We start from the raw sequence: 26,880 nt of genomic DNA, 5'->3' as shown, positions 1-26,880 counted from the left end.
GGCGGCCACCGGACGCCGCAGGCAGGGGTGCCGCCCTATGCTCGATCCGGTGACCAGGATCATCGCCGGATTCGCCGGCTCGCTCACCCTCCGGGTTCCGCGCGCGGGCACCCGCCCCACCAGCGACCGCGTGCGCGAGGCCGTCTTCTCGGCCCTCGAGGCCCGGGACGCCCTCGACGGCGCGACGGTGGTCGACCTCTACGCGGGCTCCGGCGCCCTCGGGCTCGAGTCGGCCAGCCGCGGAGCGAGCGCGGTCGTCCTGGTCGAGCGCGACCCGAAGGCCGCGAGGACCGCGGGCGAGAACGCACGGGCGATCGCGACCGCGGCGGCCAAGAACAAGCGGCCCGCCCCGCGGATCGAGGTGGTGACCGGCTCGGTCCGCTCCTTCCTCGACGGCTCCCCGGCCCTCAATACGGACACGGTGTTCCTCGACCCGCCCTACGACCTCGGCGAGGACGATCTCGCCGCCGATCTCGCCGGTGTGCTGCCGCTGCTGCGCGAGGACGCGGTGGTCGTCGTGGAGCGGAGCTCCCGCAGCCCGGAGCCGCGCTGGCCCGCGGGTCTGGAGCGGGAGCGGAGGAAGGACTACGGCGAGACCACCATCTGGTGGGCTTCGCCTGCGTCGCCCGCGCCGGCCGCCTCGCCCGCTTCCTCCGCGGCCGGCTGACCGGCCTCAGCCCGCCGCGCCGTCCCAGCCGAGGTACGGGTCCCAGCCCCCGCGCCCCTCGAGCGCGACCCCGCCCAGTCGCACCTCCGGGTCCCCCTCGCGGACGGCCCCGAGCGGGACGAAGCCCTCCGGCAGCGCCGCGGCGGGCGGGAAGCACGCGAGCATCGCGTGGTCCTCGCCACCTCCCAGCACCAGCGCCCTCGCCAGGTCGAGGTCCACGCCCTCCACCCCCGTGAGCCCGCGCGCGTGCACGTCGACCGCCGCGGCATCGAGGTCGATCGCCACTCCGCTCGCACGCGCCATCCGACGGGCGTCGAGCACCACGCCGTCCGAGACGTCCATCATCGCGGTGGCGGTCCCGCCCGCGGCCTCGCCCGCGGAGATCGGCGCGGTCGGGCGCAGCTGCGCCTCGAGGAGGGACGGATGCCGCTCGCGGAGCCGGTCGGCGAGGTCGGCCGACGGCTCCCCGTCCCGCCGCGCCTGCTCGAACAGCAGGCGCAGCCCGAGCCCCGCTCGTCCCAGCGGGCCGGCCACGGCGAGCACGTCCCCCGGCCTCGCACCGCTGCGGAGCACCGGCGGTCGTCCGTCGAGCGAGCCGAACGCCGTGATCGAGAGCGTCAGCGTCGCGGAGGCGGACAGGTCTCCCCCGACGACTCCGCATCCCGGCGCCATCGCGGCGCAGCCGGCGGCGAGCCCGCCCGCGATCCCCTCCAGCACGTCGACGCCCAGCGACTGGGGCGCCGCGAGCGCGACGACGAGCCCGGTGGGACGGGCCCCCATCGCCGCGACGTCGGCGAGGTTCGAGGCCGCCGCCTTCCAGCCCAGGTCCGCCGGGCTCGACCAGGCCAGCCGGAAGTCGGGGCCGTGCACCATCATGTCCGTGGTCACCACGAAGCGGCCGTCGGGAGCCCGCAGCACCGCGCAGTCGTCGCCGGGCCCGACCAGGGTCTCCGCGCCCGGGCCGCCGAGCCGGGCCAGCACCCTCGCGAGCACCTCGCCCTCGCTGAGCTCGGCCAGGGTGGGACTCCGATCCTCTGCCATGGTTCACACGCTAGCGTTGACGGCGATGTCAGCCGACACGCCCTCCTCGAGTCGACCAAAGAGGATGCTGACCCCCGGTCATGCTGTAGAGCACGAAGTTTGTGTCGTCTTGCATAACAACCTTGAATTCTTCTCCGCTATGTCCAGCCGTTCCCGAACTCCACAACGGTCGGTCACTGCGGCTGTAAACGACAATATTCCCGTCACTTTGAAGCGCGAGCTTCTTCCCCGACGACCTAGTGCCCGACGCCCAATACGGTGATCGATTTGCGTCGTGCGCAACAAAGTTGCCATCAGACTGGAAGTACGTGTACGAGTCGTTCGATCGAGCAACGAAGCGACCGTCAGATCCATTTCCATAGATCCGGGAAATTGGTCCGGTAGAACCGCCGGGTATCTTGCCGAATCGAACTTCACTAGGTGCCGCATTGGCACTTTCAGCAAAAGTTACAGACCCCACAAGGACGAGACAAAGCGCCATCGCGGGAGCGAAAATTGACTTCTTATTCACCTGGGCTTCCTTTCGTTCGGAAGCCTCAACTTATCGCATCACAGTGCCTTCGCGGGCGATCGCGCCAATGTCGCGCCAACACTACTGCGGAGCGTCCGTCGGCAATACGAGGTCTCCGAGGTCCTGGCACTCAACATTTCCCGTGGGAGCAAGGGCACCGACTGCAGGAGCCAAGTCGACGAGCACGGTACTTCCGGAGATTGACTCGCTATCAATGATTACTTCGGTCGCAGGTACGCGACCAAAGGTAACGAATCTATAATTTGGTGCGTCGGAGTCATCTGGGATCCAATCAATACCATTTACTTCGATACATCTCGGATCCGCAGCCGGGGGCTCAAGACCGCACCGCAAAAGAACTATTGCTGGAGAACCCCAAGCTGCGGTCGCTTGGGCGTTTGTTTCGCGTCGCGCGACATCCCCGCCAGCCCCGTCGGTCAGCCCATCGGGAAGCCGTGACGAGATTGTTGCGCAGCTAGCACTCTCCGAGTCGTCTGCAGCCTCCAATGCAACTACAGGCGCGCATCCGCTCAACAACAGGGCTGCGAGCCCGTAAACTCCGTATAGCGAGTATCGGGAACTAGCCAAATGACCACCTAGCCAATCGAGTATATTCAGATAACAACGGAAAACACACAGTAAAGCATTTTCATCATTTAGGGCATGTTAGAAGAATCCTCAAAGCGATAGAAGAGGATATAAATTTTCTCGGATTAAAACGTGGAGCTTCGGAACTAAGTTGCGGATATCTGCACACACCGGTCTCCACCTGCGCCAAAGAACTACCTGATCTTATCCCACTAGAGACGCCCCACCAGTCTGGTGCTCTAAACGCCGCAAATCTACCTATTCCCTCATAAGAGTTGAAGTAGGCCTTGCTGAGGGCGACGACGGGCGCGCTCCTCGAGAGCAGCAGCGCCGCCGCGCCGAGGAGCACGGCCCCTCCCCGCGGCCGTCGGTCGAGCATCGTCCGGCGCCTCAGCGGTCCGGTCGCAGGGCCAGCCCGACGACGCGACGGGCGTGCTCCTCCGCCGCCCCGAGCTCGCGCGCGCGGGACGCGAACACGGCGGCCGCGGCCTGCAGCTCACGCTCCAGCGCGTCCACGCCTCCCGCGACGACCGTGCCCGCCCGGCCGCGCGTCTCGACCAGGCCCGCCGACTCCAGCTCCCGGTAGGAGCGGGCGACCGTCCCCGCGGCGACGCCCAGCGTCTCGGCCAGCGCGCGCACCGGCGGCAGCCGCGTGCCGACCGGCAGCTCGCCCGCGGCGATCAGAGCGGTGATCTGCTCACGGATCTGCTCGAAGGGCGCCGCGGCCGCGCCCGCCTCGACGCGGAGCGCGAGCGCCGACGTCATCGGGCGGCGACCGGGACGCGGTCGAGCGCCGAGTCGAGCAGCTCGCTGATCAGGTCCGGGTAGTCCACGCCGCTCGCGCCCCACATGCGCGGGAACATCGAGACCGGCGTGAAGCCGGGCATGGTGTTGATCTCGTTGACGACGAAGCCGTCGGCGGTGAGGAAGAAGTCGACCCGGGCGAGGCCCTCGGCTCCGATCGCGTCGAAGGCGCGGATCGCGAGGGACCGCATCTCGGAGAGCTCGCCGTCGGTCAGGTCGGCCGGGCAGACCAGCTCGATACCGGACGCCCCGAGGTACTTCGCCTCGAAGTCGTAGAAGCCGCGGCCGGAGACGACCACCTCGCCGGCGACGGAGGCGCGGGCCGGAGCACCGCGGCGCCCGCCGAGCACGCCGATCTCGACCTCGCGGCCGACGATGCCCGACTCGATCAGCACCCGCGAGTCGTGCGCGAACGCCTCCTCCAGCGCGGCCTCGAGCTGCTCGCGCTCGTCGATCCGGCTGACGCCCACGCTCGAGCCGGCCCGCGCCGGCTTCACGAACGCGGGCAGGCCCAGCTCGTCGAGGGCCGAGGAGGCGTCGCCCGGGTCGGCGCGCCACTCCGCCTCGGTCACGAGGTACCAGGGCGCCACCGCGAGGCCCGCGGCCCGCAGCACCGTCTTGGTGAAGTGCTTGTCCATGCCGAGCGCCGACGCGAGCACGCCCGAGCCGACGTAGGGCAGCCCGACGAGCTCGAGCATCCCCTGGACGGTGCCGTCCTCGCCCCACGGGCCGTGCAGGATCGGCAGCACCACGTCGACCTCACCGAGCGAGCGCGTCGCGCCGTCCTCGGTCGTCACGGTGAGCTCTCGCGAGAGGGCCGACTCCGGCCAGCGCACACGGGAGCCGTCGTCCTCGACGCGGGGCAGCGACGCGGCGTCGAGAGCGAACTTCTCGGGACGGTCCTCCTCGAGCACGAAGGCGCCGTCGGAGGTGATCCCGACGGGGATCACCTCGAAGCGGTCACGGTCGATCGCCCGCAGCACCCCGGCCGCCGTTGCGCAGCTGATCGAGTGCTCGCTGGAGCGCCCCCCGAACAGAACGGCCACGCGGAGCTTGCTGGTCATCGAGGTTCCTCTCACCCTGTGGCTCGTCCGAATCCGTGGTCAGGTGCGGCGCGATGTCCTTCGGATCGAGCGTACCGGCGAGCACCTGCGACACCTGCTCGACGATGGGCATGTCGACTCCCCTGGCGCGCGCCAGCTCGAGGACCGGCGCGACGGAGGCGAGCCCCTCCGCCGTCTGCTGCATCGACTTCACCACGTCGGTGAAGCTGTAGCCCTGGCCGAGCAGGCGCCCGGCCGTGTTGTTGCGCGAGAGGGACGAGCTCGACGTCGCGATGAGGTCGCCGAGCCCCGCGAGTCCGGCCATCGTCTCGGCCCGTCCGCCGTACGCGACCGCGAAGTCGGTCATCTCGGCGAGACCGCGCGTGATGATCGACGCCTTCGTGTTCTCGCCGTAGCCGACGCCGTCGACGATGCCGATCGCCACGGCGATAAGGTTCTTCAGCACGCCGCCGAACTCGGTGCCGATCACGTCGGTGTTGACGTAGGAGCGGAAGTAGCGGTTGGTCGCCGCGAGAGCCACCTCCTGCGCGGTGACGAGGCTCTCGGAGGCGATGACCGCCGCGGTCGGCTGCTCCTTGGCGATCTCGAGTGCGAGGTTGGGCCCGGAGGCGACGGCGATCCGGTCGGGAGAGACCGGCAGCATCTGCGCGATCACCTCGCTCATCCGCTGGCCGGTGCCCTTCTCGACGCCCTTCATCAGGCTCACCAGCACCGTGCGCTCGGTGAGGAACGGCGTGATCGCCTCGAGGTTGCTCCGCAGCGACTGCGACGGGATGGAGAGGTAGACGTGGTCCGCGCCCTCCAGCGCCTCCTCGATGCGCGGCGTGGCCCGGATGTTGCGCGGGAGGTTGATGCCGGGGAGGTAGTCGCTGTTGCGCTTGGCCTCGGTGATCTCGCGGGCCAGCTCGGCGCGGCGCGCCCACATCACGACGTCGGAGCCGCCGTCGGCGAGGATCTTCGCGAAGGTGGTGCCCCAGCTGCCGGCGCCGAGGACGGCGACGCGGCGGGGCACGGGGATGGGCGCCTTCCTACTGCTCGGACTCAAAGCGACCCGTGCCCTTCTGGTTGTGCTCGGAGGGGTTCCAGCGCTTCTCGGGCGCCGCCTCGCCGCGCAGCTCCTCGAGCAGGGCGGTGATCGCCGCCATCACGACCGCGGAGGCCTCGGTGAGTGTGGCGGAGTCGAGGCTGCGTCCGCGGAAGGCGGACAGGTCGACGGGGTCGCCGACGATCACGTCGACGCGCTTGCGGCGGAAGAGGGTGATCCGCTTGGAGTAGCGGCCCATCAGCTGCTGCGCACCCCAGTGCGCGACCGGGACGACGGGCAGCCCGTACTGCAGCGCCATCCGCACCGCTCCCGTCTTGCCGCGCATCGGCCAGAGCTCGGGGTCGCGGGTGAGGGTGCCCTCGGGGTAGATGATGACCGAGCGGCCCTCATCCACGAGAGCCTTGGCGGTCTTCAGCGGCTCGCTGCCGCGGACCGAGCCCGAGCGCTCGACGGGGATCTGCCCGGAGCCGCGCAGGATCGAGCCGAGCACGGGCACCGAGAACAGCGAGGCCTTGGCGAGGAAGCGCGGTGCGCGGCCGGCGCGCCACAGGGTCCAGCCCGTGATGATCGGGTCGATCTCGCTGTAGTGGTTCGGCGCGAACACGAAGGCCCCGGTGCTCGGGATCCTGTCGCCGTTCCGGATCCGCAGGTCGACCGAGGCGGTCATCACGGGGATCACCGCCGCCGCGAGGAACCAGAAGATGGACGGACGGCTTCGCTCAGACACCCGCCCATCCTCGCATCCCGCATCGGAGGGGCCGCGTCCCCACGCCCGGGAGCAGCGGGGCCCCGCGGTGGGAGGAGCGGCCCGGCCGCCGGCTACGGTACCGGCATGCCCCGTCCGCGTCGCCGCCCGTCGCCGTGGGACGCCGTCGGCAGGGCCCTCGGCCGCCTCGCCGACTCGCCGATCGCGCTGTCCGGCCTGGTGCTCCTGATCGTGTGGGGAGTCGTGCTGCTCGCCACGCAGGCCGGACGCGATGCGGCCGCGCTCGGCGACGGCCTCCTGCTGACGCTCGCGGTCCTCGTCGGCGGCTCGGCGTCAGTCGCCCTCGTGATCGGCGGGGTCGACGCCCTCTGGCGCGTGGCGGTGGCACCGCTCGCCCACGTCGAGGCGGAGGCGACCGGCGGCGTCGCGGTCCTCGGACGCGGCCGGCTCGGGGCGGGCCTCCGTCGTATCGAGCCGCGGTTCCCGCTGCCGACGCTGCGGCCCTACGCGGTGGTCGTGCCGCGCCGCCGGGGACTGACCGTCTCCTTCGGCGACTGGGGCGTCGTCGTGCCCTGGGCGCGGATCGCGCGGCTGGAGCGGCGGTGGGTGCTGGTGGGCCTGCGTCCGCGCGAGGCCCTCGAGGTCGTCCTGGCCGGGACGCGGCGCGGACGCCTGACGCTGGTCCTCGTCGAGTCGCCCGGACCGCTGGGCCTCCGGCCCGCGCCGGAGACGACGCTCGCGCTCCTCGAGAAGCGGATCCGGGGACGCCTGGAGGAGGCCGCGGAACCGCCCGCGTGGGGCGCGCCCGGACGCGACAGGACCCCGGGCCGCTGAGGACGGTCGTCCTCCTCGGCACCGGGGTCCCGGCGGGCGGCTACGCGTCGAGCGAGAAGTCGGCGCCCAGCAGCTCGAGCTTGGTGAGGAAGTTCTCGTAGCCGCGGCTGATGATGCCGACGTTCGAGACCGTCGAGGTGCCCTCGGCCGAGAGCGCCGCGATCAGGTGCGAGAAGCCGCCGCGCAGATCCGGCACGACGATGTCGGCGCCGTGCAGCTTCGAGGGTCCCGAGATCACGGCCGAGTGCATGAAGTTGCGCTGCCCGAAGCGGCAGGCCTGCCCGCCGAGGCACTCGCGGTGGATCTGGATGGTCGCGCCCATCTCGACGAGCGCGTCGACGAAGCCGAAGCGCTGCTCGTAGACGGTCTCGTGCACGATCGAGACGCCCTTGGCCTTCGTGAGCGCCACGACCAGCGGCTGCTGCCAGTCGGTCATGAAGCCGGGGTGCACGTCGGTCTCGATGATGACCGGCTTGAGCTCGCCGCCCGGGTGGTAGAAGCGGATGCCGTCCTCGGCGATCTCGAACGCGCCGCCGACCTTGCGGAAGACGTTGAGGAAGGTGGTCATCTCCTGCTGGCGGGCGCCGCCGACGAAGATGTCGCCGTCGGTCGCGAGGGCCGCGGCCGCCCAGGAGGCCGCCTCGTTGCGGTCGAAGAGCGCGCGGTGGGAGTAGCCGGTGAGCCGGTCCACGCCCTCGATGCGGATCACGCGGTCGGTGTCGACCGAGATGATGGCGCCCATCTTCTGCAGGATGTTGATCAGGTCCATGATCTCGGGCTCGATCGCCGCGCCCGAGAGCTCGGTGATGCCGGAGGCGCGCACCGCGGTCAGAAGGACCTGCTCGGTCGCTCCGACGCTCGGGTAGGGCAGCGACACCTTGGCGCCGTGGAGGCCCTCGGGGGCCGACATCCGGATCCCGGAGGGAAGCTTCTCGATCACCGCGCCGAAGTTGCGGAGGACCTCGAGGTGGTAGTCGATAGGGCGGTCGCCGATGCGGCAGCCGCCGAGGTCGGGGATGAACGCCTCGCCCAGGCGGTGCAGGAGCGGGCCGCAGAAGAGGATCGGGATGCGGCTGGAGCCGGCGTGCGCGTCGATGTCGGCGAAGTGCGCGGACTCGACGTTCGAGGGGTCGAGGATCAGCTCGCCGACCTCGGCGCCCTGCTTCACCTTGACGCCGTGCACCTCGAGGAGGCCCTTCACGACGCGGACGTCGCTGATGTCGGGCACGTCGCGGAGGGTGGAGGCGGTCTCGCCGAGGAGCGCCGCGACCATCGCCTTGGTGACGAGGTTCTTCGCTCCCTTGAGCTCGATGCGCCCCACCAGCGGCCGACCGCCCTTGATGGTGATCCGCTCCGTCGTCATCCCCACGCGGGCTCCCGAGGCCTTGGCGTCCTGGAGGGCCTTGGCGTCCTGAAGAAGTGTGTTCACGCTATTTCACCGGCAATGTCTTGGGCCGCCAGCTCTCGCGGCGGGTCTCGAATTCGGAAATGAGCGCTTCGTCGCGCAGGGTCAGGCCGATGTCGTCCAGGCCCTCGATCAGGCGCCATCGAGTGTAGTCGTCGATCTCGAAGTCGAAGGCCTCGCCACCGGCGGTGACCGTACGCGCAACCAGATCCACCGTCGGTTCTATTCCCGGGGTGCTCTCGATGATCTCCCACAGGCGCTCGACGTCGGCCTCGGACACGACGGCGGCCAGGAGTCCCTGCTTGCCGGCGTTGCCGCGGAAGATGTCGCCGAAGCGGGGCGAGATCACGACCCGGAAGCCGTAGTCGCGCAGCGCCCACACGGCGTGCTCGCGGCTGGAGCCCGTGCCGAAGTCCGGCCCGGCCACGAGGATGCCCGCACCGCGGTACCGCTCCTGGTTGAGGACGAAGTCCTCCTCCTGGCGCCAGCCGTGGAACAGGGCGTCCTCGAATCCGGTCTTCGTGATGCGGCGGAGGTAGACGCCGGGGAGGATCTGGTCGGTGTCGACGTTGGCGCGCTTCAGGGGCGCGGCGATCGCGGTGACGGTCTCGAACTTCTGCACGGTCAGACTCCTGCTCTCTCGCGCGCCGGCTCCAGGTCGGAGGGGCTCGAGAGCGTGCCGCGCACGGCCGTGGCGGCAGCGACGAGCGGCGAGACGAGGTGGGTCTTCGCCCCCTTGCCCTGACGGCCCTCGAAGTTGCGGTTGGAGGTGGAGGCGACGCGCTCCCCCTCGAGGAGCTGGTCGGTGTTCATGCCGAGGCACATCGAGCAGCCGGCGAAGCGCCACTCCGCCCCGAACGCCGTGACGATCCGGTCGATGCCCTCGGCCTCCGCCTCGAGCCGCACGCGGGCGGAGCCGGGGACGACCATCACGCGGACGCCCGGCGCCTTCGTGCGCCCCTCGACGATCGCGGCGAAGGCCCGCAGGTCCTCGATCCGGGAGTTGGTGCAGGAGCCCATGAAGACGACGTCGACCGGGATCTCCTTCATCGGCGTCCCGGGCTCGAGCGCCATGTACTCCAGCGCGCGCAGGGCGCTGGTGCGCTCGTTCAGGTCGTCGATGGTCTCGGGGTCGGGGACGGACTGCGAGAGCGAGACGCCCTGGCCGGGGTTGGTCCCCCAGGTGACGAACGGCTCGAGCGCGTCGGCGTCGATCACGACCTCGGCGTCGAAGACCGCGCCCTCGTCGCTCGGCAGCGTCCGCCAGTAGGCGACGGCGGCGTCCCAGTCCTCGCCCGCGGGGGCGTGCGGACGGCCCTGCAGGTAGGCGAACGTCGTCTCGTCCGGCGCGACCATGCCGGCGCGCGCGCCCGCCTCGATCGACATGTTGCAGATCGTCATCCGGCCCTCCATCGAGAGCGCCCGGATCGCGGAGCCGCGGTACTCGAGGATGTAGCCCTGGCCGCCGCCGGTGCCGATGCGGGCGATGACCGCGAGGATGACGTCCTTGGCCGTGACCCCCTCCTTCAGCGTCCCCTCGACGGTGATCGCCATCGTCTTGAAGGGCTGCAGCGGCAGCGTCTGCGTGGCCATCACGTGCTCGACCTCGCTCGTGCCGATGCCGAAGGCGATCGCGCCGAACGCGCCGTGCGTCGAGGTGTGCGAGTCGCCGCAGACGACGGTGATCCCGGGCATCGTCAGGCCGAGCTGAGGGCCGACGACGTGCACGATGCCCTGCTCCACGTCGCCGAGGGAGTGCAGGCGGACGCCGAACTCGCCGGCGTTCCGGCGCAGAGCGTCGATCTGGGCCCTGCTGGTCGGGTCCTCGATGGGCCGGCCGATCTGCAGGGTCGGCGTGTTGTGGTCCTCGGTCGCGATGGTGAGGTCGGGGCGGCGGAGGGGGCGCCCGGCCGCGCGCAGCCCGTCGAACGGCTGGGGGCTCGTCACCTCGTGGAGGAGGTGGAGGTCGATGTAGACGAGGTCCGGAGCGCCGTTCTGGCCCTTGACGACGACGTGGTCGTCCCAGACCTTCTCGGCGAGGGTGCGGGGCCTCGAGGTGCGGATCGTGTCCGCGAGCGAGCGGGGTTCCGCTCCGCTCGACGCGGGCGCGGCTGCGCCGGGTGACTTCTCGGTCATGACGGGTCCTTCTCCTTCAGGAGTCGCTGCTCGGCCGGGCGAGGCACCGCGACGAGGGAGGCCGTCAGATCGAGGTCTCGTCGCGGCACGGAAGGAGGTGCGGGCCGCTCAGCATGGACCGAGAATAGCACCGCGCTCCCCCGCTCCCGGGAGCCGGCGGCGCACGGTCGACGGGCTCAGGCGCGGGCGTCGAGCACCGCGTCGACGACGACCACGGTCACGTTGTCCCGCCCGCCGGCGTCGACCGCCGCGCTCACGAGCGCCTGGGCGAGGTCGGCCGGGTCGCCGGAGTCGCGGCGCGCGAACAGCGCCGCGATCCGCTCGTCCGAGAGCTCCTTGGTGAGCCCGTCGGAGCAGAGCAGGTAGCTGGCGCGCGGCACGACGGGCAGCGTCCAGACGTCCGTCTCGACCTCCTCGTCGGCGCCGAGGGCGCGGGTGACGATGTTGCGGTCCGGGTGCGACTCGGCGGACTCCCGCGTGAGCAGGCCCGCCGAGACGAGCTCCTGCACGGCCGAGTGGTCCACGGTCAGCTGCTCGAGCTCCGTCCCGTCCCAGCGGTAGACGCGGGAGTCGCCGACGTTGAAGAGCGCCCAGCGGGCGGGCCCGGAGGGCTCGGGCAGGACGAGCATCAGCCCCGTGAGCGTCGTGCCGCAGAGCGCACCGCCCACGTCCAGCGCGCGCACCGCCGTGTTGGCGCCCTCGACCAGGTCGAACACCGCGTCGACCGGTCCGAGGGCCGTCGGCCGGTTCTCGTGCAGAGCCCCGACCGCCGCGGCGCTCGCGAGGTCGCCGCGGGCGTGCCCGCCCATCCCGTCGGCGACCGCGAGCAGCAGCTCGTCGGCGAGGAGGGAGTCCTCGTTGACCCGGCGGACGGCTCCGACGTCGGTGCTGCTGCTGACGGCGAGCCGCAGCGCCCCCTGGGGCAGGTCGACGGTGGTGGTCGTCATCGCGGGGTCACTTCTCCTCGGCGGCCGAGCGGGCGTCGTCCGAGACGACCTCGGGGTGCCCGTCGTGCATCTCGATGTGGCGGTGCTCGCGGCGCATCTTCGCCAGGCTCGCGAGCGTCGCGACGGTCATGCTCAGGACGATGACCACCAGCGAGGTGATCGTGTCGATGTCCCACACCGGCACGGGCTCGCCGCCGTTGATGAAGGGCAGGTCGTTCTCGTGCAGGGCGTGCAGGACGAGCTTCACGCCGATGAAGGCGAGGATGAACGCGATGCCGTACTTGAGGTACTCGAGCTTGTCGATGAGGCCGCCGAGCAGGAAGTAGAGCTGGCGGAGCCCCATCAGGGCGAAGATGTTCGCGGTGAAGACGATGAACGGGCTCTCCGTGATGCCGAAGATCGCGGGGATCGAGTCGAGCGCGAAGAGCAGGTCGGTCGAGCCGATCGCCAGGAAGACGATCAGCATCGGGGTGAAGAACCTCGTGCCGTTCTTGACCGTGCGGATCTTCGAGCCGTCGAACTCGTCCGAGATCCTCACGCGCTTGCGCAGGAGGCGGATGAGCAGGTTGTCCGTGCCCTCGTCCTCGTCCTCCTTGCCGAACGCCTGGTTCCACGCCGTGTAGACCAGGAACGCGCCGAACAGGTAGAAGATCCAGCTGAAGCTCTCGATGAGCTGCGCGCCGAGGAGGATGAAGATCCCGCGGAAGACCAGCGCGATGATGATGCCCACCATCAGCACCTCCTGCTGCAGCTTCGCCGGCACCGCGAAGCGCCCCATGATGATGACGAAGACGAACAGGTTGTCGATCGAGAGGCTGTACTCGGTCAGCCAGCCCGCGACGAACTGGCCCGCGAGCTCGCCGCCGCCGAGGATCAGCATCGCCAGCGCGAAGATCAGCGCGAGCGTGACGTAGAAGCCGACCCAGAGGCCGGACTCCTTCAGGCTCGGCACGTGCGGGCGCTTGTAGACCAGCAGCAGGTCGGCGGCGAGGATCAGGCTCAGGACGACGAACGAGCCGATCACGAACCAGACGGGCAGATCGAGCATGAGGGCCTTCCGAGTGGGTGGGGGCCGAAAGTCTCTCCCCGGGGAGCGGACGGCCGTGCCGGTCCGCGTCACCCGTCCCGCCCCCGGCACCGCGCAGGGGCGGTGCGTACTGACGGGAGCGGAAAGGCGGGATACTCCCCTTCGCGGATGCGATCCTAGCGCCGATCCGGCGGGATGCGGCCCCGGGGAGGCGGAGCGGGAACGAGGCGATCGGCGCGATGCGTCGAGCGGGTGCCGCGTGGCGAGCACCCGGGTGTTAAACGAGAAGAACCCCCGGTCAGACCGGGGGTTCTTCTCGTGTTGCCGTGGTGACCCCAGCGGGATTTGAACCCGCGTTACCGCCGTGAGAGGGCGACGTCCTAGGCCGCTAAACGATGGGGCCGCGTTTTTGCAACTCGAAGAGTGTTGCACACGGATCCGCATCGACGCAAATCGAGCGCCCGGCCTATCCGGTCTCCGCTCGGCCCCGGCCTTGCCCGCCGCCCGCCGAGGCGCTTGGCTCGGGGCATGAGACTGACGAAACTCGAGCACGCCGCTGTCCTGATCGAGGAGGACGGCGCCCGGCTGGTGATCGATCCGGGGTCCTTCACCCGGCCCGTCGAGGGGACGGCCGACACCGTCGCCGTGGTGCTCACCCACGAGCACGCCGACCACTGGACCCCGGAGCAGCTGCAGCGCCTGCGCGACGCGGCCCCGTCGCTGCGGATCCTCGGCCCGGCCGGGGTCGCCGCCGCCGCCGAGGGCTTCGACGTCGAGACGGTCGCCGACGGCGACGTGGTGACGGTCGGCCCGTTCGAGCTGCGCTTCTTCGGCGCCCGCCACGCGGTGATCCACCGGAGCATCCCCGTCATCGACAACGTCGGCGTCCTCGTCGACGGCCGCGTCTACTACGCCGGCGACTCCTTCACCGTCCCCGAGGGCGTCGACGTCGAGGTCCTCGCGGCCCCGTCGGGCGCGCCGTGGATGAAGATCGCCGAGGCGATGGACTACGTGCTCGAGATCGCGCCGCGGCACGCCTTCGCGACCCACGAGCAGGTCCTCTCGGAGGCGGGACGCGCGCTCGGCCACGACCGGCTCGGCTGGGCCGTGCGCGAGGGGGGCGGGGAGTACCACGCGCTCGAGCCCGGCGACGTGCTCGAGCTCTGACGCCGGGGACGACGACGGCCGGGTCGGGGGCGAGCCCCGGCCCGGCCGTCGTCGCGATCCGCTAGCGGATCAGTAGTACTCGCCCTGGCGGTAGTCCCAGGAGTTGAACTGCTCGGCGAGGTTCAGCATGATGCGCTCGTAGTCGAGGCCGCGGCGGATCAGCACGGGGCCCGGGGTGATCGAGCGCTCGCTGCCCTGCACGGGGATGAGGGCGCCCGAGGCGTCCACCATCGAGACCATGACGCCCTGCTCGTGGCGGGAGTCCTCGTCCTTGTCCGGCTGGATGGAGGAGACGTACGAGTCGGCCGAGACGATGACGTCCGCCTCGTTCTCGATCCGCTCGCCGATGTTCGCGACCCGGCCGCGGTTGCCCACGCCCGAGGGGTTGGCCGAGCTGGCGAAGGTGAGGGTGCGGTCGCGCTCCCACAGGGTGGCGACCAGCTGCTCGGCGGGGCGGCCGAAGCGGATGACGAAGCAGCTCGTGCCGCGTCCGTCGCGGACCAGCTCGCGGGCGTCCTCGTCGATGAGCTCGACCGCCTCGGCCTTCCACGGAAGGATGCAGCCGAGCAGGACGTCCTGGTCCCAGTGCTTCCGGTAGAAGGCGAGGACCTCGTCGTTGAGCTCCGCGAGCTCGACGAGCTGCTCGATGCTGGAGCAGAGCACGACGCCGGGCTTGTTGCGGTTGCGCTGCTTGGCCGAGAACTTGCGCTCGAGGCCCGCGCCGTCGGTCGTCATCAGGATGTAGCCGACCTTGGTCGCGCAGACGACCAGTCCACCGGGAGCGGCGAGCGCGTCCACTGCCTCGGCAGGAGCCTGCTCACGCCATTCGATCACCGTCGTGCTGGTCATTCTTTCCCTTTCGTGGTGTCCAGAGACGCCATGGGCGGGGCCCCGGCCGAGCGGAAGCCTAGCGGATGGCCCCGCGGCGGCAGGCGCGGCGGACCCTCGTCCCACGGCGGGAGCGGCCCGGCCGGAGTGCACTCCGCCGGGTGCCGGCACGGGTCGTCACGACCCCGCTGCGGGCCCCGCTCCCGGGCTCCAGGAGGTCACGCTCGCGAGGTCGGCGCCGAACTCGACGCGGAGACGGACGGGCGGGCCGCCGCGCAGCACGTCCGGCAGCCACAGGCGCGCGTCGTCCCACATGCGGTCGTAGGGCACCTCGTCGACCGGGACGAACGCGGCGGCGAGCTCGCTCGACTCGGTGACCTCGCCGGCGACCCGGCGGCAGAGGAAGACGTGCGAGCGCTGACTCCATGCCGGCCGGTGGGGGAAGGAGTAGTCGAGCACGCCGCGCGGCTCCAGGTCGTCCGGGAGGGCGACGAGCCCCGCCTCCTCCTCCAGCTCGCGGACGGCCGCGTCGACGGGCGACTCCCCGAGCTCGAGCTTGCCGCCGGGGGCGACCACGCGGCCCTCGCCGAGGCCCCTGCGCTTGCGGCCGAGGAGCACCTCCGCGCCCCGCGGGCCGTCGCGGAGGACGTAGACGACGCAGACCTCGGGCAGCCCCACCGCGCACCTCCGCTCCGACGGGCCGGGGGCCCGGCACCGCCGTCGTAGGCTAGCCCGGTGACGACGACCGCGCTCGAGCGCTTCCAGGCCCTGCTGCGCGTCGACACCGTGTCCCACTCGGACGAGTCGGCGACCGACTGGAGCCGCTTCCACGCCTTCGGGGAGCTCGTCGCCGAGCTCTACCCGGCGCTGCACGCGGCGCTGGAGTCCGAGACCGTCGCCGGCCACTCCCTCCTCTGGCGCTGGCGCGGTGACAAGCCGGGCGAGCCGGCCGTGCTGATGGCCCACTACGACGTGGTCAGCGTGACGGCGGCGGAGTGGTCGCACGACCCGTTCGCGGCCGAGACGGTCGTCGCCGCGGACGGCCGCACCTCCGTCGTGGCGCGCGGCGCCCTCGACGACAAGGGCTCCCTCGTCGCCCTCCTCGAGGCGGTCGAGGCGGCCGTCCTGCGGGGCGAGCGGCCCCGGCACGACGTGTACCTCCTCTCCACGCACAACGAGGAGACGGCGGGCGACGGCGCCCCCTCGGTCGTCGCCCTGCTCGGCGCGCGCGGGGTCCGCCCGCGCCTCGTGCTCGACGAGGGCGGGAACGTGCGGCGCGGCATCCTGCCCGGCGTCACCACCCCGATCGCCGTGATCGGCGTCACCGAGCGCGGGATCATGAACCTCGAGCTGACCTGCCGCGACGTCGGCGGCCACGCCTCCGCTCCGCCGCCCCCGCCCGGGCTGCTCGCCACCCAGCGGCTCGCGAGGGCGATCCACCGCCTGACCGAGAACCCGTTCCCCTCGACCCTCCCGGAGCCGATCGCCCAGCTGGTGCGCGCGGCGGCCGACCACGCGGACGCGGCCCACGCCGTCTGGTACGCCCGCCCGCACGAGCACCCGGACGCCGTCGTCGGCGCGCTCGCCGCCCACTCCAACCGCTCGGCCGCGATGCTGCGGACGACGGTCGCGATCACCGAGCTGCGCGGCAGCACCGGAGCGAACGTCCTCGCCTCCAGCGCCAGCGCCACCGCGAACGTGCGGATCAACCCGGGCGGCACCGTGGCGGGCGTGGTCGAGCGCATCCGCGCCGTCATCGACGACCCGGAGGTCGAGGTCGAGGTGAAGGTCGCCCACGAGCCCTCCCCCGTCTCCCCCACCGGCGAGCCCGGCGACGGCGGGCCGTACGACCTGCTCCGCGCGGTCGTGCAGGAGTCGTTCCCGGACGCGGTCGTCGCCCCCTACGTGCAGACCGGCGGCAGCGACGCCCGGCACTTCCACGCCATCAGCGACCACGTCTACCGCTTCATCCCGTTCGAGATCAGCCCGCGGCAGCAGCTCGGGATCCACGGGGTCGACGAGTCGGTCGAGGCCGACCAGTTCGAGCGCGCCATCGAGTTCTACGCGCGGCTGCTCGCCCGGCTCTGATCGCGGCGGTCCTCCGGGGTCGGGGAGGACCGCGCAGCGACCGGCAACCTGGGAGAACCGTTCGATGACGCGCCGACCGGTGTTGGCCCGGAGTTCACCCCGCGATGATGGACTGGTCTCAGCGGGGTCGCCTCCGCTGGAGCAGTGCGCAAGTGCCGACGCCGGGTCGCGTGATCCGGCTCCCGCCGATCGTGGAACCCGAGGATCATGTCCCTCCGCCAGGCCGAGTACCCCCGGCCCAACCACTTCATCCTTCACCTGAGCGACACCCACTTCATCGCCGGAGACGGCGGCCTGTACGGCTCCGACGTCGACAGCGAGGCCCAGCTGCGGCTCCTGTTCGACGAGCTGGAGGCGTCCGGCGGACGTCCGGAGGCCGTTGTCATCACGGGTGATCTCGCCGACAAGGGCGAGCCGGAGGCGTACGCGAAGCTGCGCGCCGTCGTCGAGCCCGCGGCCGCACGCCTCGGCGCCGAGGTGATCTGGGTGATGGGCAACCACGACGACCGCGGCGCGTTCCGCTCGGGGCTGCTCGACCAGCTCCCGACCACGCAGCCGGTCGACCGCGTGCACGACGTGAACGGGCTGCGGATCATCGCGCTGGACTCCACCGTGCCCGGCGCCCACTACGGGGAGATCTCGGACGCGCAGCTCGACTGGCTGGCGGAGGAGCTCTCCAGCCCGGCCCCGCACGGCACGATCCTCGCGCTGCACCACCCGCCGGTGCCGAGCGTGCTCGACCTGTCGGTCCTCGTGGAGCTGCGCGACCAGCCCGCCCTCGCGGAGGTGCTCGAGGGCTCCGACGTCCGCAGCATCATCGCGGGCCACCTGCACTACTCGTCGACGGCGATGTTCGCCGGCATCCCGGTCTCGGTCGCGTCGGCCACCTGCTACACCCAGGACCTCAACGTGCCGGTGGGAGCGACCCGCGCCCGCAACGGCGCCCAGGCGTTCAACCTGATCCACGTCTACGACGGCACGGTGCTGCACTCGGTGGTGCCGATCGGCGCCTCGACCGAGGTGTCCTACGTCTCGGCGAACGAGACGCAGCGGATCCTCGCGGACCACGGCGTCGAGATCGCCGCGGCGACGGCGGCCCCGGTCGCCCGGGACGAGGAGCTCTACCCGCCGCTCGTGGAGCGGGTGGGCGTCAGCGCGTAGCGACGCGACGGGGCGTCGGGGCGTCGGGGTCGCCCCGACGCCTCCGGGCGCCGCGTCGACCGCGTCCTCGGACACGGCCGGGGTGTCAGCGCCCGCCGGCGCGGTCCCGCGCGAACAGCCATCCGGCAAAAGCCAGCGCCGCGGCCAGCGCGACGCCCACGCCGACGCCCGCTCCCACTCCGATGCCCGGGAACACGAGCGAGCTCGCCAGGCCGAGCAGCAGCCCGGCCACCGCTCCCCCGACGGCCCAGCCCACGGTCAGTCCTCGCGCTCCCACGGAGCCGGGATCGGGTAGTACTCCTCGAGGAACCCGATGACGGCCTTGGTGCGCGCCTCCGCCGAGATCTCGGGGAAGCTGCCGTCGTTGAGGCAGAAGAAGTCGACTCCGCGGTTCTTGAGGAGCTTGCGCATGTCCTTCAGCCCCTGGTGCATCGTCGTGTCGACGTACTTCACCGAGGCGTTCTCCTGCACGACCGCACGCCCGGTCATCAGCGCGTAGTAGTGGTAGAGCGAGTTGGTGACGGAGACGTCGCTCGCGGAGCGGAAGCGGCTCGCGGCGGTCGCGGTGAACTCCGGCTCGAACTCGGCCTCGAGCTCGGCCATCACGGTCTTGCGGAGCGGCGTGGCGGCGTGCTCGAGGTGACGGGTCGTCATCGCGCCGAAGCGCTCGCGGAGCAGGCGCCGGTTGACGCGAGCCGCGTTCTCGAAGCCGCTGCGGGAGGCGTTGGAGTCGCCCATGCCGATGCGGGTCGTCGCCTCGATGAACTTCGTGATGCCCCCCGGCGAGAAGAAGATCGACGGGTCGACCGGGCGCCCGAAGAACATGTCGTCGTTGGAGTAGAGGAAGTGCTCCGCCAGCCCCGGGATGCGGTGCAGCTGACTCTCGACCGCGTGGGAATTGTGCGTCGGCAGCACCGAGAGGTCGCGGAAGTGGTCCTCGCTGCGCACGAGGGTGACGTCCGGGTGCTCGTCCAGCCAGCGCGGGCGCGGGGAGTCGGTGACGATGTAGATGTGCCGGATCCACGGCGCGTACATGTAGACGCTGCGCAGGGCGTACTTGAGCTCGTCGATCTGGCGGAAGCGCGCCGGAGCGTCGTCGCCCTCGCCCACCACGTAGCTCGCCATGCGGGCCGCACGGGCGCGCTGGAACTCCAGGTCGGTGCCGTCGACCCACGAGAAGACGATGTCGACCTCGAAGCGGATGTCACTGACGAGCGGCTCGAACATGCCCTCGAACGTCGGCCAGGTGCGGCCGTACGCCTCGACGTGGGCGTCGATGGCTTCGGCGACGGGGAGGCTGTTGCGCATGAGCGCGTTCTCGGCGGGAGTGATGATCTCCTCCTCGCCCACCTTCCACAGCTCGAGGCGGACGCCGCTGCGGGCGCCGTAGCGCAGCGATCCCGTGGAGGAGACGCGCGGGCGGAAGAGCTTGAAGACGGAGGCGCGCGGATACGGCGCGAGCACGCCCTCGGCCAGGAGCTGCGGCGGGGTGCCCCGCTTGTCGACCGTCTTGGCGTAGAAGGGCTCGGTCGCGAAGGCACGCGCCAGCAGCGTGGCCAGCTCGGCGCCGAGCACGCGGTCCACCGCGAGGAAGGGCGAGCCGTCGGTGCCGCGGATGAGGCGGTAGGGGAATTCGGCGGCGTCGAGGACCTCGCCGATGGCGATCAGGTCCTCGGTCCAGGCCGCGCGGGGCGTCGTACTCGAGTTCACCAGCGAGAACAGGCCGGCATGGACCACGACGTCGTCGCGGTCGAAGTGGCGCGGGCGCAGGAGCGGTGACGGAAGAGCACGGACGGAAGGCATGATTCACATTATCCGCCGTGGATTTCGTCCGTGTGACCGGGCCGTCGGCTTGACAGCGACCGCAGGGCCGCACGGTCAGCGCGAGAGCGACCCCAGACGGTCCCCCGCCTTCTCCGCGGCCTTCGCGGCCCGCCTGGCGCGGTGCCGCTCCTCGGCGGCGACGACCCCCAGCGCGAAGGCCCCCTCCCCGCTGCGATCGGCCTCCTCCAGGATCAGCGCACGGGCGACGAGCGCGTCGCGCTCCTCCCCCAGGGCGTCGGCGAGGTCCTCGCCCGCCTCGGCGAGCGAGCGGCGCCGGGCGCCGACGGCCTCGGGGACGACCGCCCGCCACGCCTCCACGGTGTAGCGGAGCCGCTTCGCCGCCTTCCGCAGGTCGTGACGAGCCTCGAGCGAGCCGCCGGCCGCCGCGGAGCCCGCCGCGGAGATGCGCGCGAGGTCCTTCGCGACGGAGCGGCGCACCAGCACCGTCGCGCTCGAGCCCGCCCGCGCGGTGCGGGGCGGGTCCGCGAGCAGGGCGTCGAGCGAGGCGAGGAGCGCGAGGTAGCGGCCGCCGCGCAGAGTGCGGTCGACGCGGCGCAGCGCCGAGGCGTGCCGGTGCTCGATCTCCTCCAGCAGGGCGGTGGGGGTGCTCGGGGCGCCCTCGACGGCCGCCAGGGAGGCGCGGAACCGCTCGGCGAGCACCTCCTGGTCGCGGGCCGCGCCGAGGACCCCTCCCAACCAGCGCAGCTCGTCCCGCACGGGGTCGGTCGCCGCACGGTCGAGCACCGAGCGGGAGGCGGCGAGGACGGACCGGAGCCGGCGCGCGAGCACGCGCATCCGGTGCAGGGCGTCGTCGGCCTCGAGGCGCACCCGCGGGTCGACGGCGCGCAGCTCGCGCAGGAGCGAGCGGACCGCGGCGAGCGCCGCCTCCCCGCCGTTCCGCGGATCCGGGACCGCCTCCTCGATCGGGCCGCCGGTGGCCCGGGCGAGCTTGGAGGCGCTGGCGGCCGGGCGGGCGCCCGCGGCGAGGAGGCGCTGCTCGATCGCGTCGAGGACCCGCTCGCCCTCGTCGCCCGGGACGTCGACGAGCTCGACCTCCCACTCCCTCCAGCGCCGCTCGCGGCCGGTGCGCTGGTCGCGCGCGGTCACCAGGTCGTCGGCGATCTCGGCGAGCTCCCGCCCGTGGGAGTCGAGGGCGCGGGTGATCGAGCGGACCGTCTCGAGCAGCGCCAGCGGCTCGAGCGGCGCGCGCCCCACCTGCCCGAGCACCGGCTCGCGGACGGCGGACGGGACCGTGCGCGAGGCCGTGAGCTCCGTGTGTATCTCGGTCCGGCCGGAGGAGCCGGGCAGCTTGACGTGCCAGCCCTGGTCGGATCCGCCCTCGCGGCGGCGCAGCGTGATCCGCGCCCGGGACAGAGCGCGCTCGGCGGTGTCGAAGTACTCGGCGCGGAGGGTCACCGGCTCCTCCGTGCGGACACTCGCGACGCTCCCGGTGCCGGACAGGTCGGGCAGCCGGGTGCCCGCGTCGACGTCGTACTTGCGCTCGACCTCGGTCTGCACTCTCCGCGCACCGCCCGCCCGGGACGTCGCCGACTCGTTCTCCGCACCGCTGGCCATGCTCCATTGTGATCACGCCCGGCGCCGCTGCGGCACCCCGGGCGGCCAGGGGCGCCCTCGCCCTAGGCTGGAGCGATGACCGCGCCCGTTCCGCCCGTCGCCCGCCGCGTCCCCCTCGAGCGCCGCCACCACGGCGACGTGGTGGTCGACCACTACGAGTGGCTGCGCGAGAAGGAGAGCCCCGAGGTGATCGCGCACCTCGAGGCCGAGAACGCGTACACCGAGGCGGTGCTGGCTCCTCTCGCTCCGCTGCGCGAGCGCCTGTTCGAGGAGATCCGCTCGCGGACGAAGGAGACCGACCTCTCGGTCCCCGTCCGAGAGGGCTCCTGGTGGTACTTCTCGCGCTCCTACGAGGGCCGCCAGTACGCCGTGCACTGCCGGGCGCCGATCAGCGGGCCGGACGACTGGACGCCGCCGTCGATCGCCGAGGGCGGTCCGCTCGAGGGCGAGCAGGTCGTCCTGGACGGCAACGCGGAGGCGGAGGGGCACGACTTCTTCTCGCTCGGCAGCTTCGACGTCTCGGCGGACGGCCGACGGCTGCTCTTCGGCACCGACGTCGAGGGCGACGAGCGCTACACCCTCCGCATCCGCGACCTCGAGACCGGCGAGGACCTGCCGGACGTCATCGAGGGCACCGGCGGCGGAGCGACCTTCGGCGCCGACGCGCGCTTCGTCTTCTACCCGACCGTCGACGAGTCCTGGCGCCCCGACACGATCTGGCGGCACGAGGTCGGCGCCGGGATCCCGGACGAGGTCGTCTTCGCCGAGCCCGACGAGCGCTACTGGATCGGCGTGGGCCTCACCCGCAGCCGCCGCTTCCTCGTCATCGAGATCGGGAGCAAGATCACGAGCGAGTGCCTGCTGCTGGACGCGTCCGACCCGACCGGCTCCTTCCGCTCGGTGTGGCCGCGCCGCGAGGGCGTGGAGTACGAGGTCGAGCACGCCGTCGTCGACGGGCGCGACCGCCTGCTGATCGTGCACAACGACGGCGCCCTCGACTTCGAGATCGTCGAGGAGCCGGCCGACCTCTCGCTCGACGCCGATGCCCGGGCCGGCGAGCGCCGCGTGGTGGTGCCGCACCGCGAGGGCCGCCGGATCGAGGGCGTCGACGCCTTCGCCGGGCACGTCGTCGTCTCCTACCGGGCCGACGGAGCCACCCGGCTCGGGCTGCTCCGCGAGGACGGCGCCGGAGCGCGGCTCGAGGAGATCGTCTTCGACGAGCCGCTCTACGACGCGGGCCTGGCGGGGAACCCGGAGTGGGAGCAGCCCTCCCTCCGCCTCGCCTACACCTCGTTCGTCACCCCCTCGACCGTGCTCGCGCTCGACGTCGCGACGGGCGAGCGCACGGTGCTCAAGCAGCAGCCGGTGCTCGGCGACTACGACCCCGCGCTCTACGTGCAGAGGAGGGAGTGGGCCGTGGCGGAGGACGGCACGCGGGTGCCCCTCTCGCTCGTCTGGCGCCGCGACGCCGCCGATCCGGACTCGGCCCCCGCGCCGCTCCTCCTCTACGGCTACGGCTCGTACGAGGCGAGCATCGACCCGGGCTTCTCGATCGCGCGCCTCTCGCTGCTCGACCGCGGCGTCGTCTTCGCCGTCGCGCACGTCCGCGGCGGCGGGGAGATGGGCCGCTCCTGGTACGAGAACGGGAAGACGCTGGCGAAGCGGACGACCTTCACCGACTTCGTCTCCGCGGCGCGGCACCTGGTCGACACGGGCTTCACCACTCCCGACCGCCTGGTCGCTCAGGGAGGGTCGGCCGGCGGCCTGCTGATGGGCGCGGTCGCGAACCTCGCCCCGGAGGCGTTCGCGGGTGTCCTCGCGCAGGTCCCGTTCGTCGACGCGCTCACCTCGATCCTCGACCCGTCGCTCCCGCTCACGGTGATCGAGTGGGACGAGTGGGGCGACCCGCTGCACGACGCCGAGGTGTACGCCTACATGAAGTCGTACTCGCCCTACGAGAACGTCCGCGAGGACGTGCAGTACCCCCGGATCCTCGCGACGACGAGCCTCAACGACACCCGGGTGCTGTACGTGGAGCCGGCGAAGTGGGTGGCCAGGCTCCGCGAGGTCGGCGCTCCCGCGCTGCTGCGCACCGAGATGACCGCGGGACACGGCGGGGTGAGCGGACGCTACGAGCGCTGGCGCGAGATCGCGTTCGAGTACGCCTGGACGCTGGACGTGCTCGAGCTGGCCTGAGCGCCCCGCCGCAAGCCCCTCCGCCCGTCGTCCGCGGCCAGTAGGGTTCGGGGTGCCGACGGAGGGAAGAGCATGAGCGCAGGCCTGTCGATCGACCGCATCGCCGCATGGGTGGCGGACCAGAGGTGGTACGCGAGCAAGGGGCGGCGCCCCGAGCTGGAGGTCCGCGGCGCCTGGTCGCTGCACCCCGGCGAGGCGGAGGTGGTGGACCACCTCTTCATCGACCGGGCAGGCACGAGCCCGGTGCTGTACCAGGTGCCGGTGACCGTCCACGCGGCTCCGCTGCCCGGGCTCGAGGACGCCCTCGTCTACTCCGACGACGCGCACTTCGTGTACGACGCTCCGCGCGACCCGGTGTTCGCCCGCGCCCTGCTCGGGATGATCGCTGACGGCGGCCGCTCCGACGAGGACGGCGCCCAGGGCGGCGCCCGCGCCGAGGGCCACCGGCAGCCGGGTGCCGCGATCGGGGCGTTCGCGTCCTCGAAGGTGCTCAGCGGCGAGCAGTCGAACACCTCGGTGATCGTCCGCACGACCGCCGACGACGGATCCGACGCGACCCCGGTGATCGTCAAGGTCTTCCGCGCCCTCCACCACGGCGACAACCCGGACGTGACGGTGCAGTCGGCGCTCAACGCCGCCGGGAGCGCCCTCGTCCCGCCCGTGATCGGCAACGTGACCGGCGAGTGGGACGACGAGGGCGAGGAGACGGGCCGCGCCTTCGGGCACCTCGCCTTCGCGCAGGAGTTCCTCCCCGGGGTCCAGGACGCGTGGCGCGTCGCCCTCGAGGCGGTCGCCGCCGACTCCGACTTCACCGGACCCGCCCGCGAGCTGGGCCGCGCCACCGCCGAGGTGCACGCGACGCTGGCGGAGGTCATGCCGACCGAGGACACCACGTCCGAGGTCGTCGAGCGGATGGTCGCGGCCATGCGCCGTCGCCTGCGCATCGCCTCGACCGAGGTCCCCGTGATCGCCGAGGACTCGGAGGCGATCGAGGCCGTGTTCCGCGCCGCCGAGACCGCGCCGTGGCCGAGGCTCCAGCGCATCCACGGCGACTACCACCTCGGGCAGGTCCTGTCCGTGCCCGATCGCGGCTGGGTGCTCCTCGACTTCGAGGGCGAGCCGCTGCGGCCCATGCACGAGCGCCGTCTTCCCGACGTGGCGCTGCGCGACGTGGCGGGGATGCTGCGCTCCTTCGACTACGCGGCGGGTGCGCACGAGCAGGCCGAGCCGGGCGCCTCGAGGGCGGCGTGGGCGGCGGCGAGCCGGGCCGCGTTCCTCGAGGGCTACGCCGAGCAAGCGGGCGACGCGGTCACCGCGCACCGGGCGGTGCTCGACGCGTTCGAGCTCGACAAGGCCGTCTACGAGGCGATCTACGAGGCGCGCAACCGGCCGGAGTGGCTGTCGATCCCGGTCGCCGCGGTGCAGCGCCTCGCCGGACGCTCGTAGGGTGGCAGGCATGAGCGACGACACCGACGACAAGAAGCCCCTGGACCCGCTGAGCGACTTCAGCATCCCGGGCGACACCGATCTGCACACGACCGGCGACGCCTCGGGCGCGGACGGCGACGAGGTCGCGGAGCCCGGAGCGGACGAGGACTGAGCCGCCTGCTCTGCGGGCCCTGCCTCGGCCGTCGGCTCCGCTGAGCCGGCGGCCGTCCTAGCCCAGCGGGGCGAGCGGCTCGACCGCCGGCCCCTCCAGCACCGTCCCGTCGGCTGCGAAGCGAGAGCCGTGCAGCGGGCAGTCCCAGCTGCGCTCCGAGTCGTTCCAGGTGACGATCCCGCCCAGGTGCGGGCACACCGCCGACACCGCGCAGCGCCGCCCCTCCACGGTGGAGACCGCGACGGGCTGCAGGTCGTCGCGGGCGAGCGAGCCCTGGCCCTCCGCCGGCACCACCCCGGCCGAGCGGGGCGCGCGGAGCGCTGCCGACCAGCCACGGGCGTACCAGGCGCCCACCGCCAGCCCGGCGCCGAGCCCCTCCGCCATCACCCGAGGCAGCGTGGGCCGGCGGTGCAGCGTCCTCGCCCAGGCCGGCGTCGCGCCCTCGAGGTCGGCGACGAGCGTCAGCGCGGCCTGCACCGCGTTGGTCATCCCCCACTTGTCGTAGCCGGTCGCCAGGAAGATCCGTCCGCGGCCCCGCGGCAGCCAGCCCACGAACGGCACGCGGTGGAATGGCTCGTAGTCCTGCGCGCTCCACTGCGCGACCGGCTCCGCCCCCGGGAAGGACCGCCGCGTCCAGGCGACCAGGTCGTCCACCGCCTCCGAGGTGACGGGCCTGCGCCCCACGGGGTGGCCGTTGCCGCCGATCAGGAGGAGCCGCTCGCCGTCGCGCTCGGCGTCGCGCACCGAGCGGGACGGCTCGTCGACCGAGAGGTACATGCCGTCGGGGATCGGCGCGTCGGTGCGGAACGCGACCGCATACGAGCGCAGCGCTGCGATCTTGGCGAAGTAGAGGCCGCGGTCGAGGATCGGCGCCCCCGTGAGCAGGTAGGCCCGGTCCCCGGTCACCGGGCCCGCGCTGGTGCGGACCCGGACGGGAGCGGTCGCTCGCATCCCGAGGGCCCGGACGCCCTGCACCAGCGTGCCCCCGGCGGCGCGGAAGTCGGCGGCGAGCGCCGTGAGGACGTCCATCGGGTCGAACTGGGCCTGGTCGTCGAGGGCGACGGCCGCCGTGCTGGGGAACGGCACGTCGAGCTCGCCGACGAGGCGGGTCGCGAGGCCGAAGCGGCGCGCGGTCGCGTGCTCCTTCAGGACGGCGTCCACGCCCTCGGGCGTCTGCGCGTAGCTGTAGGCGGTGCGCCTCTGCACCGGCACGCCCGCGCCCTCGCAGTAGTCGAGCAGCCAGCGGAAGCCCGCGAGGTTCGCCGCGACATAGGCCTCGGTCACCGCGGGGATGTTGCGCTCCGCGATCCGGGAGAGGTGCGCTCCCTGCAGGAGGCTGAGCTTCGCCGTCGTGTTCCCGGTCGTGACCGCGCCGACCTCCCGCGCCTCCAGCACCAGCACGCGCCGGCCGGTCCGCTGCAGGAGGAGCGCGGTGACCAGCCCGGTGAGTCCGGCGCCGACCACGACGTCATCGAAGCGCGCGCCCGGCACGAACTCGTCGGAGGGGATCGGAGCCGCGCCCGCCCGCCAGAGGGAGCGGGGCCGCGGGGCCGTCGTGGTCGTGTCCTCCGGAGTCATCGGGAGTCCCTCCGTTCAGGGGCCGGACGGCCCGCGAGCGACGCTACGCGGAGCCTCCGGGACCGTCACGGTGTTGACACGTCGCGGG

At 72.2% G+C, this 26,880-nt stretch carries 25 protein-coding genes and 1 tRNA gene; 8 read left to right on the top strand and 18 right to left on the bottom strand.

Annotated features, from left to right (window positions below; all coding sequences use genetic code 11):
* The first annotated feature begins 49 nt into the window (after positions 1–49).
* Positions 50–667 carry an RsmD family RNA methyltransferase gene (locus C5D50_RS10680; RefSeq protein ID WP_104283473.1) on the top strand — a complete coding sequence of 206 codons (618 nt, stop codon included), beginning with the start codon at positions 50–52 and terminating at the stop codon, positions 665–667.
* Between the two features lie 6 nt (positions 668–673).
* Here C5D50_RS10680 and thiL read toward each other — a convergent pair whose 3' ends face one another.
* The 6 genes from thiL to C5D50_RS10645 form a co-directional block, all read right to left on the bottom strand.
* The gene (gene thiL / locus C5D50_RS10675; protein ID WP_104289004.1) at positions 674–1,708 is read right to left on the bottom strand and encodes a thiamine-phosphate kinase; all 1,035 of its coding nucleotides are present in this window, start codon (positions 1,706–1,708) and stop codon (positions 674–676) included.
* A 592-nt stretch (positions 1,709–2,300) separates the two neighbouring features.
* Positions 2,301–2,807, bottom strand: coding sequence for a DUF3515 family protein (locus C5D50_RS10665; protein ID WP_104283465.1), 507 nt, complete (start codon positions 2,805–2,807; stop codon positions 2,301–2,303).
* Positions 2,808–3,197: 390 nt separating this feature from the next.
* The gene (locus C5D50_RS10660; protein ID WP_104283464.1) at positions 3,198–3,572 is read right to left on the bottom strand and encodes a GntR family transcriptional regulator; all 375 of its coding nucleotides are present in this window, start codon (positions 3,570–3,572) and stop codon (positions 3,198–3,200) included.
* Positions 3,569–4,675: a D-alanine--D-alanine ligase family protein gene (locus C5D50_RS10655; RefSeq protein ID WP_104283463.1), complete on the bottom strand. Its 1,107-nt coding sequence runs from the start codon at positions 4,673–4,675 to the stop codon at positions 3,569–3,571. The genes C5D50_RS10660 and C5D50_RS10655 overlap by 4 nt, the downstream gene beginning before the upstream one ends.
* Positions 4,572–5,687 (bottom strand): NAD(P)H-dependent glycerol-3-phosphate dehydrogenase, encoded by a 1,116-nt coding sequence (locus C5D50_RS10650; RefSeq protein WP_181067828.1) that lies wholly within the window; start codon positions 5,685–5,687, stop codon positions 4,572–4,574. The genes C5D50_RS10655 and C5D50_RS10650 overlap by 104 nt, the downstream gene beginning before the upstream one ends.
* Before the next feature lie 16 nt (positions 5,688–5,703).
* Positions 5,704–6,387 (bottom strand): 1-acyl-sn-glycerol-3-phosphate acyltransferase, encoded by a 684-nt coding sequence (locus C5D50_RS10645; protein ID WP_104283471.1) that lies wholly within the window; start codon positions 6,385–6,387, stop codon positions 5,704–5,706.
* A 165-nt stretch (positions 6,388–6,552) separates the two neighbouring features.
* On the opposite strand from C5D50_RS10645, the gene C5D50_RS10640 reads away from it, so the two are divergent.
* Positions 6,553–7,260 (top strand): hypothetical protein, encoded by a 708-nt coding sequence (locus C5D50_RS10640; protein ID WP_104283462.1) that lies wholly within the window; start codon positions 6,553–6,555, stop codon positions 7,258–7,260.
* Positions 7,261–7,300: 40 nt separating this feature from the next.
* Here the strand turns inward: C5D50_RS10640 and murA are convergent, their stop codons facing one another.
* The 6 genes from murA to C5D50_RS10610 form a co-directional block, all read right to left on the bottom strand.
* The gene (murA, locus tag C5D50_RS10635) at positions 7,301–8,623 is read right to left on the bottom strand and encodes a UDP-N-acetylglucosamine 1-carboxyvinyltransferase (protein ID WP_167299052.1); all 1,323 of its coding nucleotides are present in this window, start codon (positions 8,621–8,623) and stop codon (positions 7,301–7,303) included.
* Positions 8,624–8,690: 67 nt separating this feature from the next.
* On the bottom strand, positions 8,691–9,287 hold the full coding sequence (gene leuD / locus C5D50_RS10630; RefSeq protein WP_104283461.1) for a 3-isopropylmalate dehydratase small subunit: 597 nt from the start codon (positions 9,285–9,287) through the stop codon (positions 8,691–8,693).
* Between the two features lie 2 nt (positions 9,288–9,289).
* Complete coding sequence (gene leuC, locus C5D50_RS10625; protein ID WP_104283460.1) at positions 9,290–10,801, bottom strand: 3-isopropylmalate dehydratase large subunit; 1,512 nt, start codon at positions 10,799–10,801, stop codon at positions 9,290–9,292.
* Between the two features lie 176 nt (positions 10,802–10,977).
* Positions 10,978–11,748, bottom strand: coding sequence for a PP2C family serine/threonine-protein phosphatase (locus C5D50_RS10620; protein WP_104283459.1), 771 nt, complete (start codon positions 11,746–11,748; stop codon positions 10,978–10,980).
* A 7-nt stretch (positions 11,749–11,755) separates the two neighbouring features.
* Positions 11,756–12,796, bottom strand: a complete 1,041-nt coding sequence (locus C5D50_RS10615; protein ID WP_104283458.1) for a TerC family protein — start codon at positions 12,794–12,796, stop codon at positions 11,756–11,758.
* Positions 12,797–13,102: 306 nt separating this feature from the next.
* Positions 13,103–13,178 (bottom strand) — tRNA-Glu (locus C5D50_RS10610).
* A gap of 125 nt (positions 13,179–13,303) precedes the next feature.
* On the opposite strand from C5D50_RS10610, the gene C5D50_RS10605 reads away from it, so the two are divergent.
* On the top strand, positions 13,304–13,942 hold the full coding sequence (locus tag C5D50_RS10605) for an MBL fold metallo-hydrolase (protein WP_104249616.1): 639 nt from the start codon (positions 13,304–13,306) through the stop codon (positions 13,940–13,942).
* Positions 13,943–14,011: 69 nt separating this feature from the next.
* Here the strand turns inward: C5D50_RS10605 and C5D50_RS10600 are convergent, their stop codons facing one another.
* Together C5D50_RS10600 and C5D50_RS10595 are read right to left on the bottom strand one after the other, a co-directional pair.
* Positions 14,012–14,791 carry an L-threonylcarbamoyladenylate synthase gene (locus C5D50_RS10600; protein WP_104283457.1) on the bottom strand — a complete coding sequence of 260 codons (780 nt, stop codon included), beginning with the start codon at positions 14,789–14,791 and terminating at the stop codon, positions 14,012–14,014.
* A gap of 156 nt (positions 14,792–14,947) precedes the next feature.
* Entirely contained in the window at positions 14,948–15,448 is a 501-nt protein-coding gene (locus C5D50_RS10595; RefSeq protein ID WP_181137335.1) for an 8-oxo-dGTP diphosphatase, read from the bottom strand.
* A 57-nt stretch (positions 15,449–15,505) separates the two neighbouring features.
* Between C5D50_RS10595 and C5D50_RS10590 the strand changes: the two genes are divergently transcribed.
* Positions 15,506–16,858 carry a M20/M25/M40 family metallo-hydrolase gene (locus C5D50_RS10590; protein WP_104283455.1) on the top strand — a complete coding sequence of 451 codons (1,353 nt, stop codon included), beginning with the start codon at positions 15,506–15,508 and terminating at the stop codon, positions 16,856–16,858.
* Positions 16,859–17,065: 207 nt separating this feature from the next.
* Complete coding sequence (locus C5D50_RS10585) at positions 17,066–18,019, top strand: phosphodiesterase (RefSeq protein ID WP_104237890.1); 954 nt, start codon at positions 17,066–17,068, stop codon at positions 18,017–18,019.
* A gap of 85 nt (positions 18,020–18,104) precedes the next feature.
* On the opposite strand, the gene C5D50_RS16585 is transcribed toward C5D50_RS10585, so the two are convergent.
* The 3 genes from C5D50_RS16585 to C5D50_RS10575 form a co-directional block, all read right to left on the bottom strand.
* Complete coding sequence (locus C5D50_RS16585) at positions 18,105–18,275, bottom strand: hypothetical protein (protein WP_159939285.1); 171 nt, start codon at positions 18,273–18,275, stop codon at positions 18,105–18,107.
* A gap of 2 nt (positions 18,276–18,277) precedes the next feature.
* The gene (locus C5D50_RS10580) at positions 18,278–19,822 is read right to left on the bottom strand and encodes a stealth family protein (protein WP_104233778.1); all 1,545 of its coding nucleotides are present in this window, start codon (positions 19,820–19,822) and stop codon (positions 18,278–18,280) included.
* 75 nt (positions 19,823–19,897) lie between these two features.
* The gene (locus C5D50_RS10575; protein WP_104283454.1) at positions 19,898–21,418 is read right to left on the bottom strand and encodes a CYTH and CHAD domain-containing protein; all 1,521 of its coding nucleotides are present in this window, start codon (positions 21,416–21,418) and stop codon (positions 19,898–19,900) included.
* Between the two features lie 75 nt (positions 21,419–21,493).
* Here C5D50_RS10575 and C5D50_RS10570 point away from each other — a divergent pair, with 75 nt between their 5' ends.
* The 3 genes from C5D50_RS10570 (at position 21,494) to C5D50_RS16580 (ending at position 25,214) form a co-directional block, all read left to right on the top strand.
* Positions 21,494–23,614: a S9 family peptidase gene (locus tag C5D50_RS10570; protein WP_104283453.1), complete on the top strand. Its 2,121-nt coding sequence runs from the start codon at positions 21,494–21,496 to the stop codon at positions 23,612–23,614.
* Positions 23,615–23,686: 72 nt separating this feature from the next.
* A complete protein-coding gene (locus C5D50_RS10565; RefSeq protein WP_104283452.1) occupies positions 23,687–25,060 on the top strand; it encodes a phosphotransferase in 1,374 nt (457 codons plus the stop codon).
* A gap of 10 nt (positions 25,061–25,070) precedes the next feature.
* Entirely contained in the window at positions 25,071–25,214 is a 144-nt protein-coding gene (locus C5D50_RS16580; protein WP_159914626.1) for a hypothetical protein, read from the top strand.
* 57 nt (positions 25,215–25,271) lie between these two features.
* Here the strand turns inward: C5D50_RS16580 and C5D50_RS10560 are convergent, their stop codons facing one another.
* On the bottom strand, positions 25,272–26,792 hold the full coding sequence (locus tag C5D50_RS10560) for an FAD-dependent oxidoreductase (RefSeq protein WP_104283451.1): 1,521 nt from the start codon (positions 26,790–26,792) through the stop codon (positions 25,272–25,274).
* Between the last annotated feature and the right edge of the window lie 88 nt (positions 26,793–26,880).

The sequence above is a fragment of the Rathayibacter sp. RFBD1 genome (assembly GCF_002932915.1).
In the GTDB taxonomy this organism is placed as follows: domain Bacteria; phylum Actinomycetota; class Actinomycetes; order Actinomycetales; family Microbacteriaceae; genus Rathayibacter.
The sequence above is the reverse complement of the archived record's forward strand: the minus strand, read 5'-3'. Positions and strand labels throughout refer to the sequence as shown.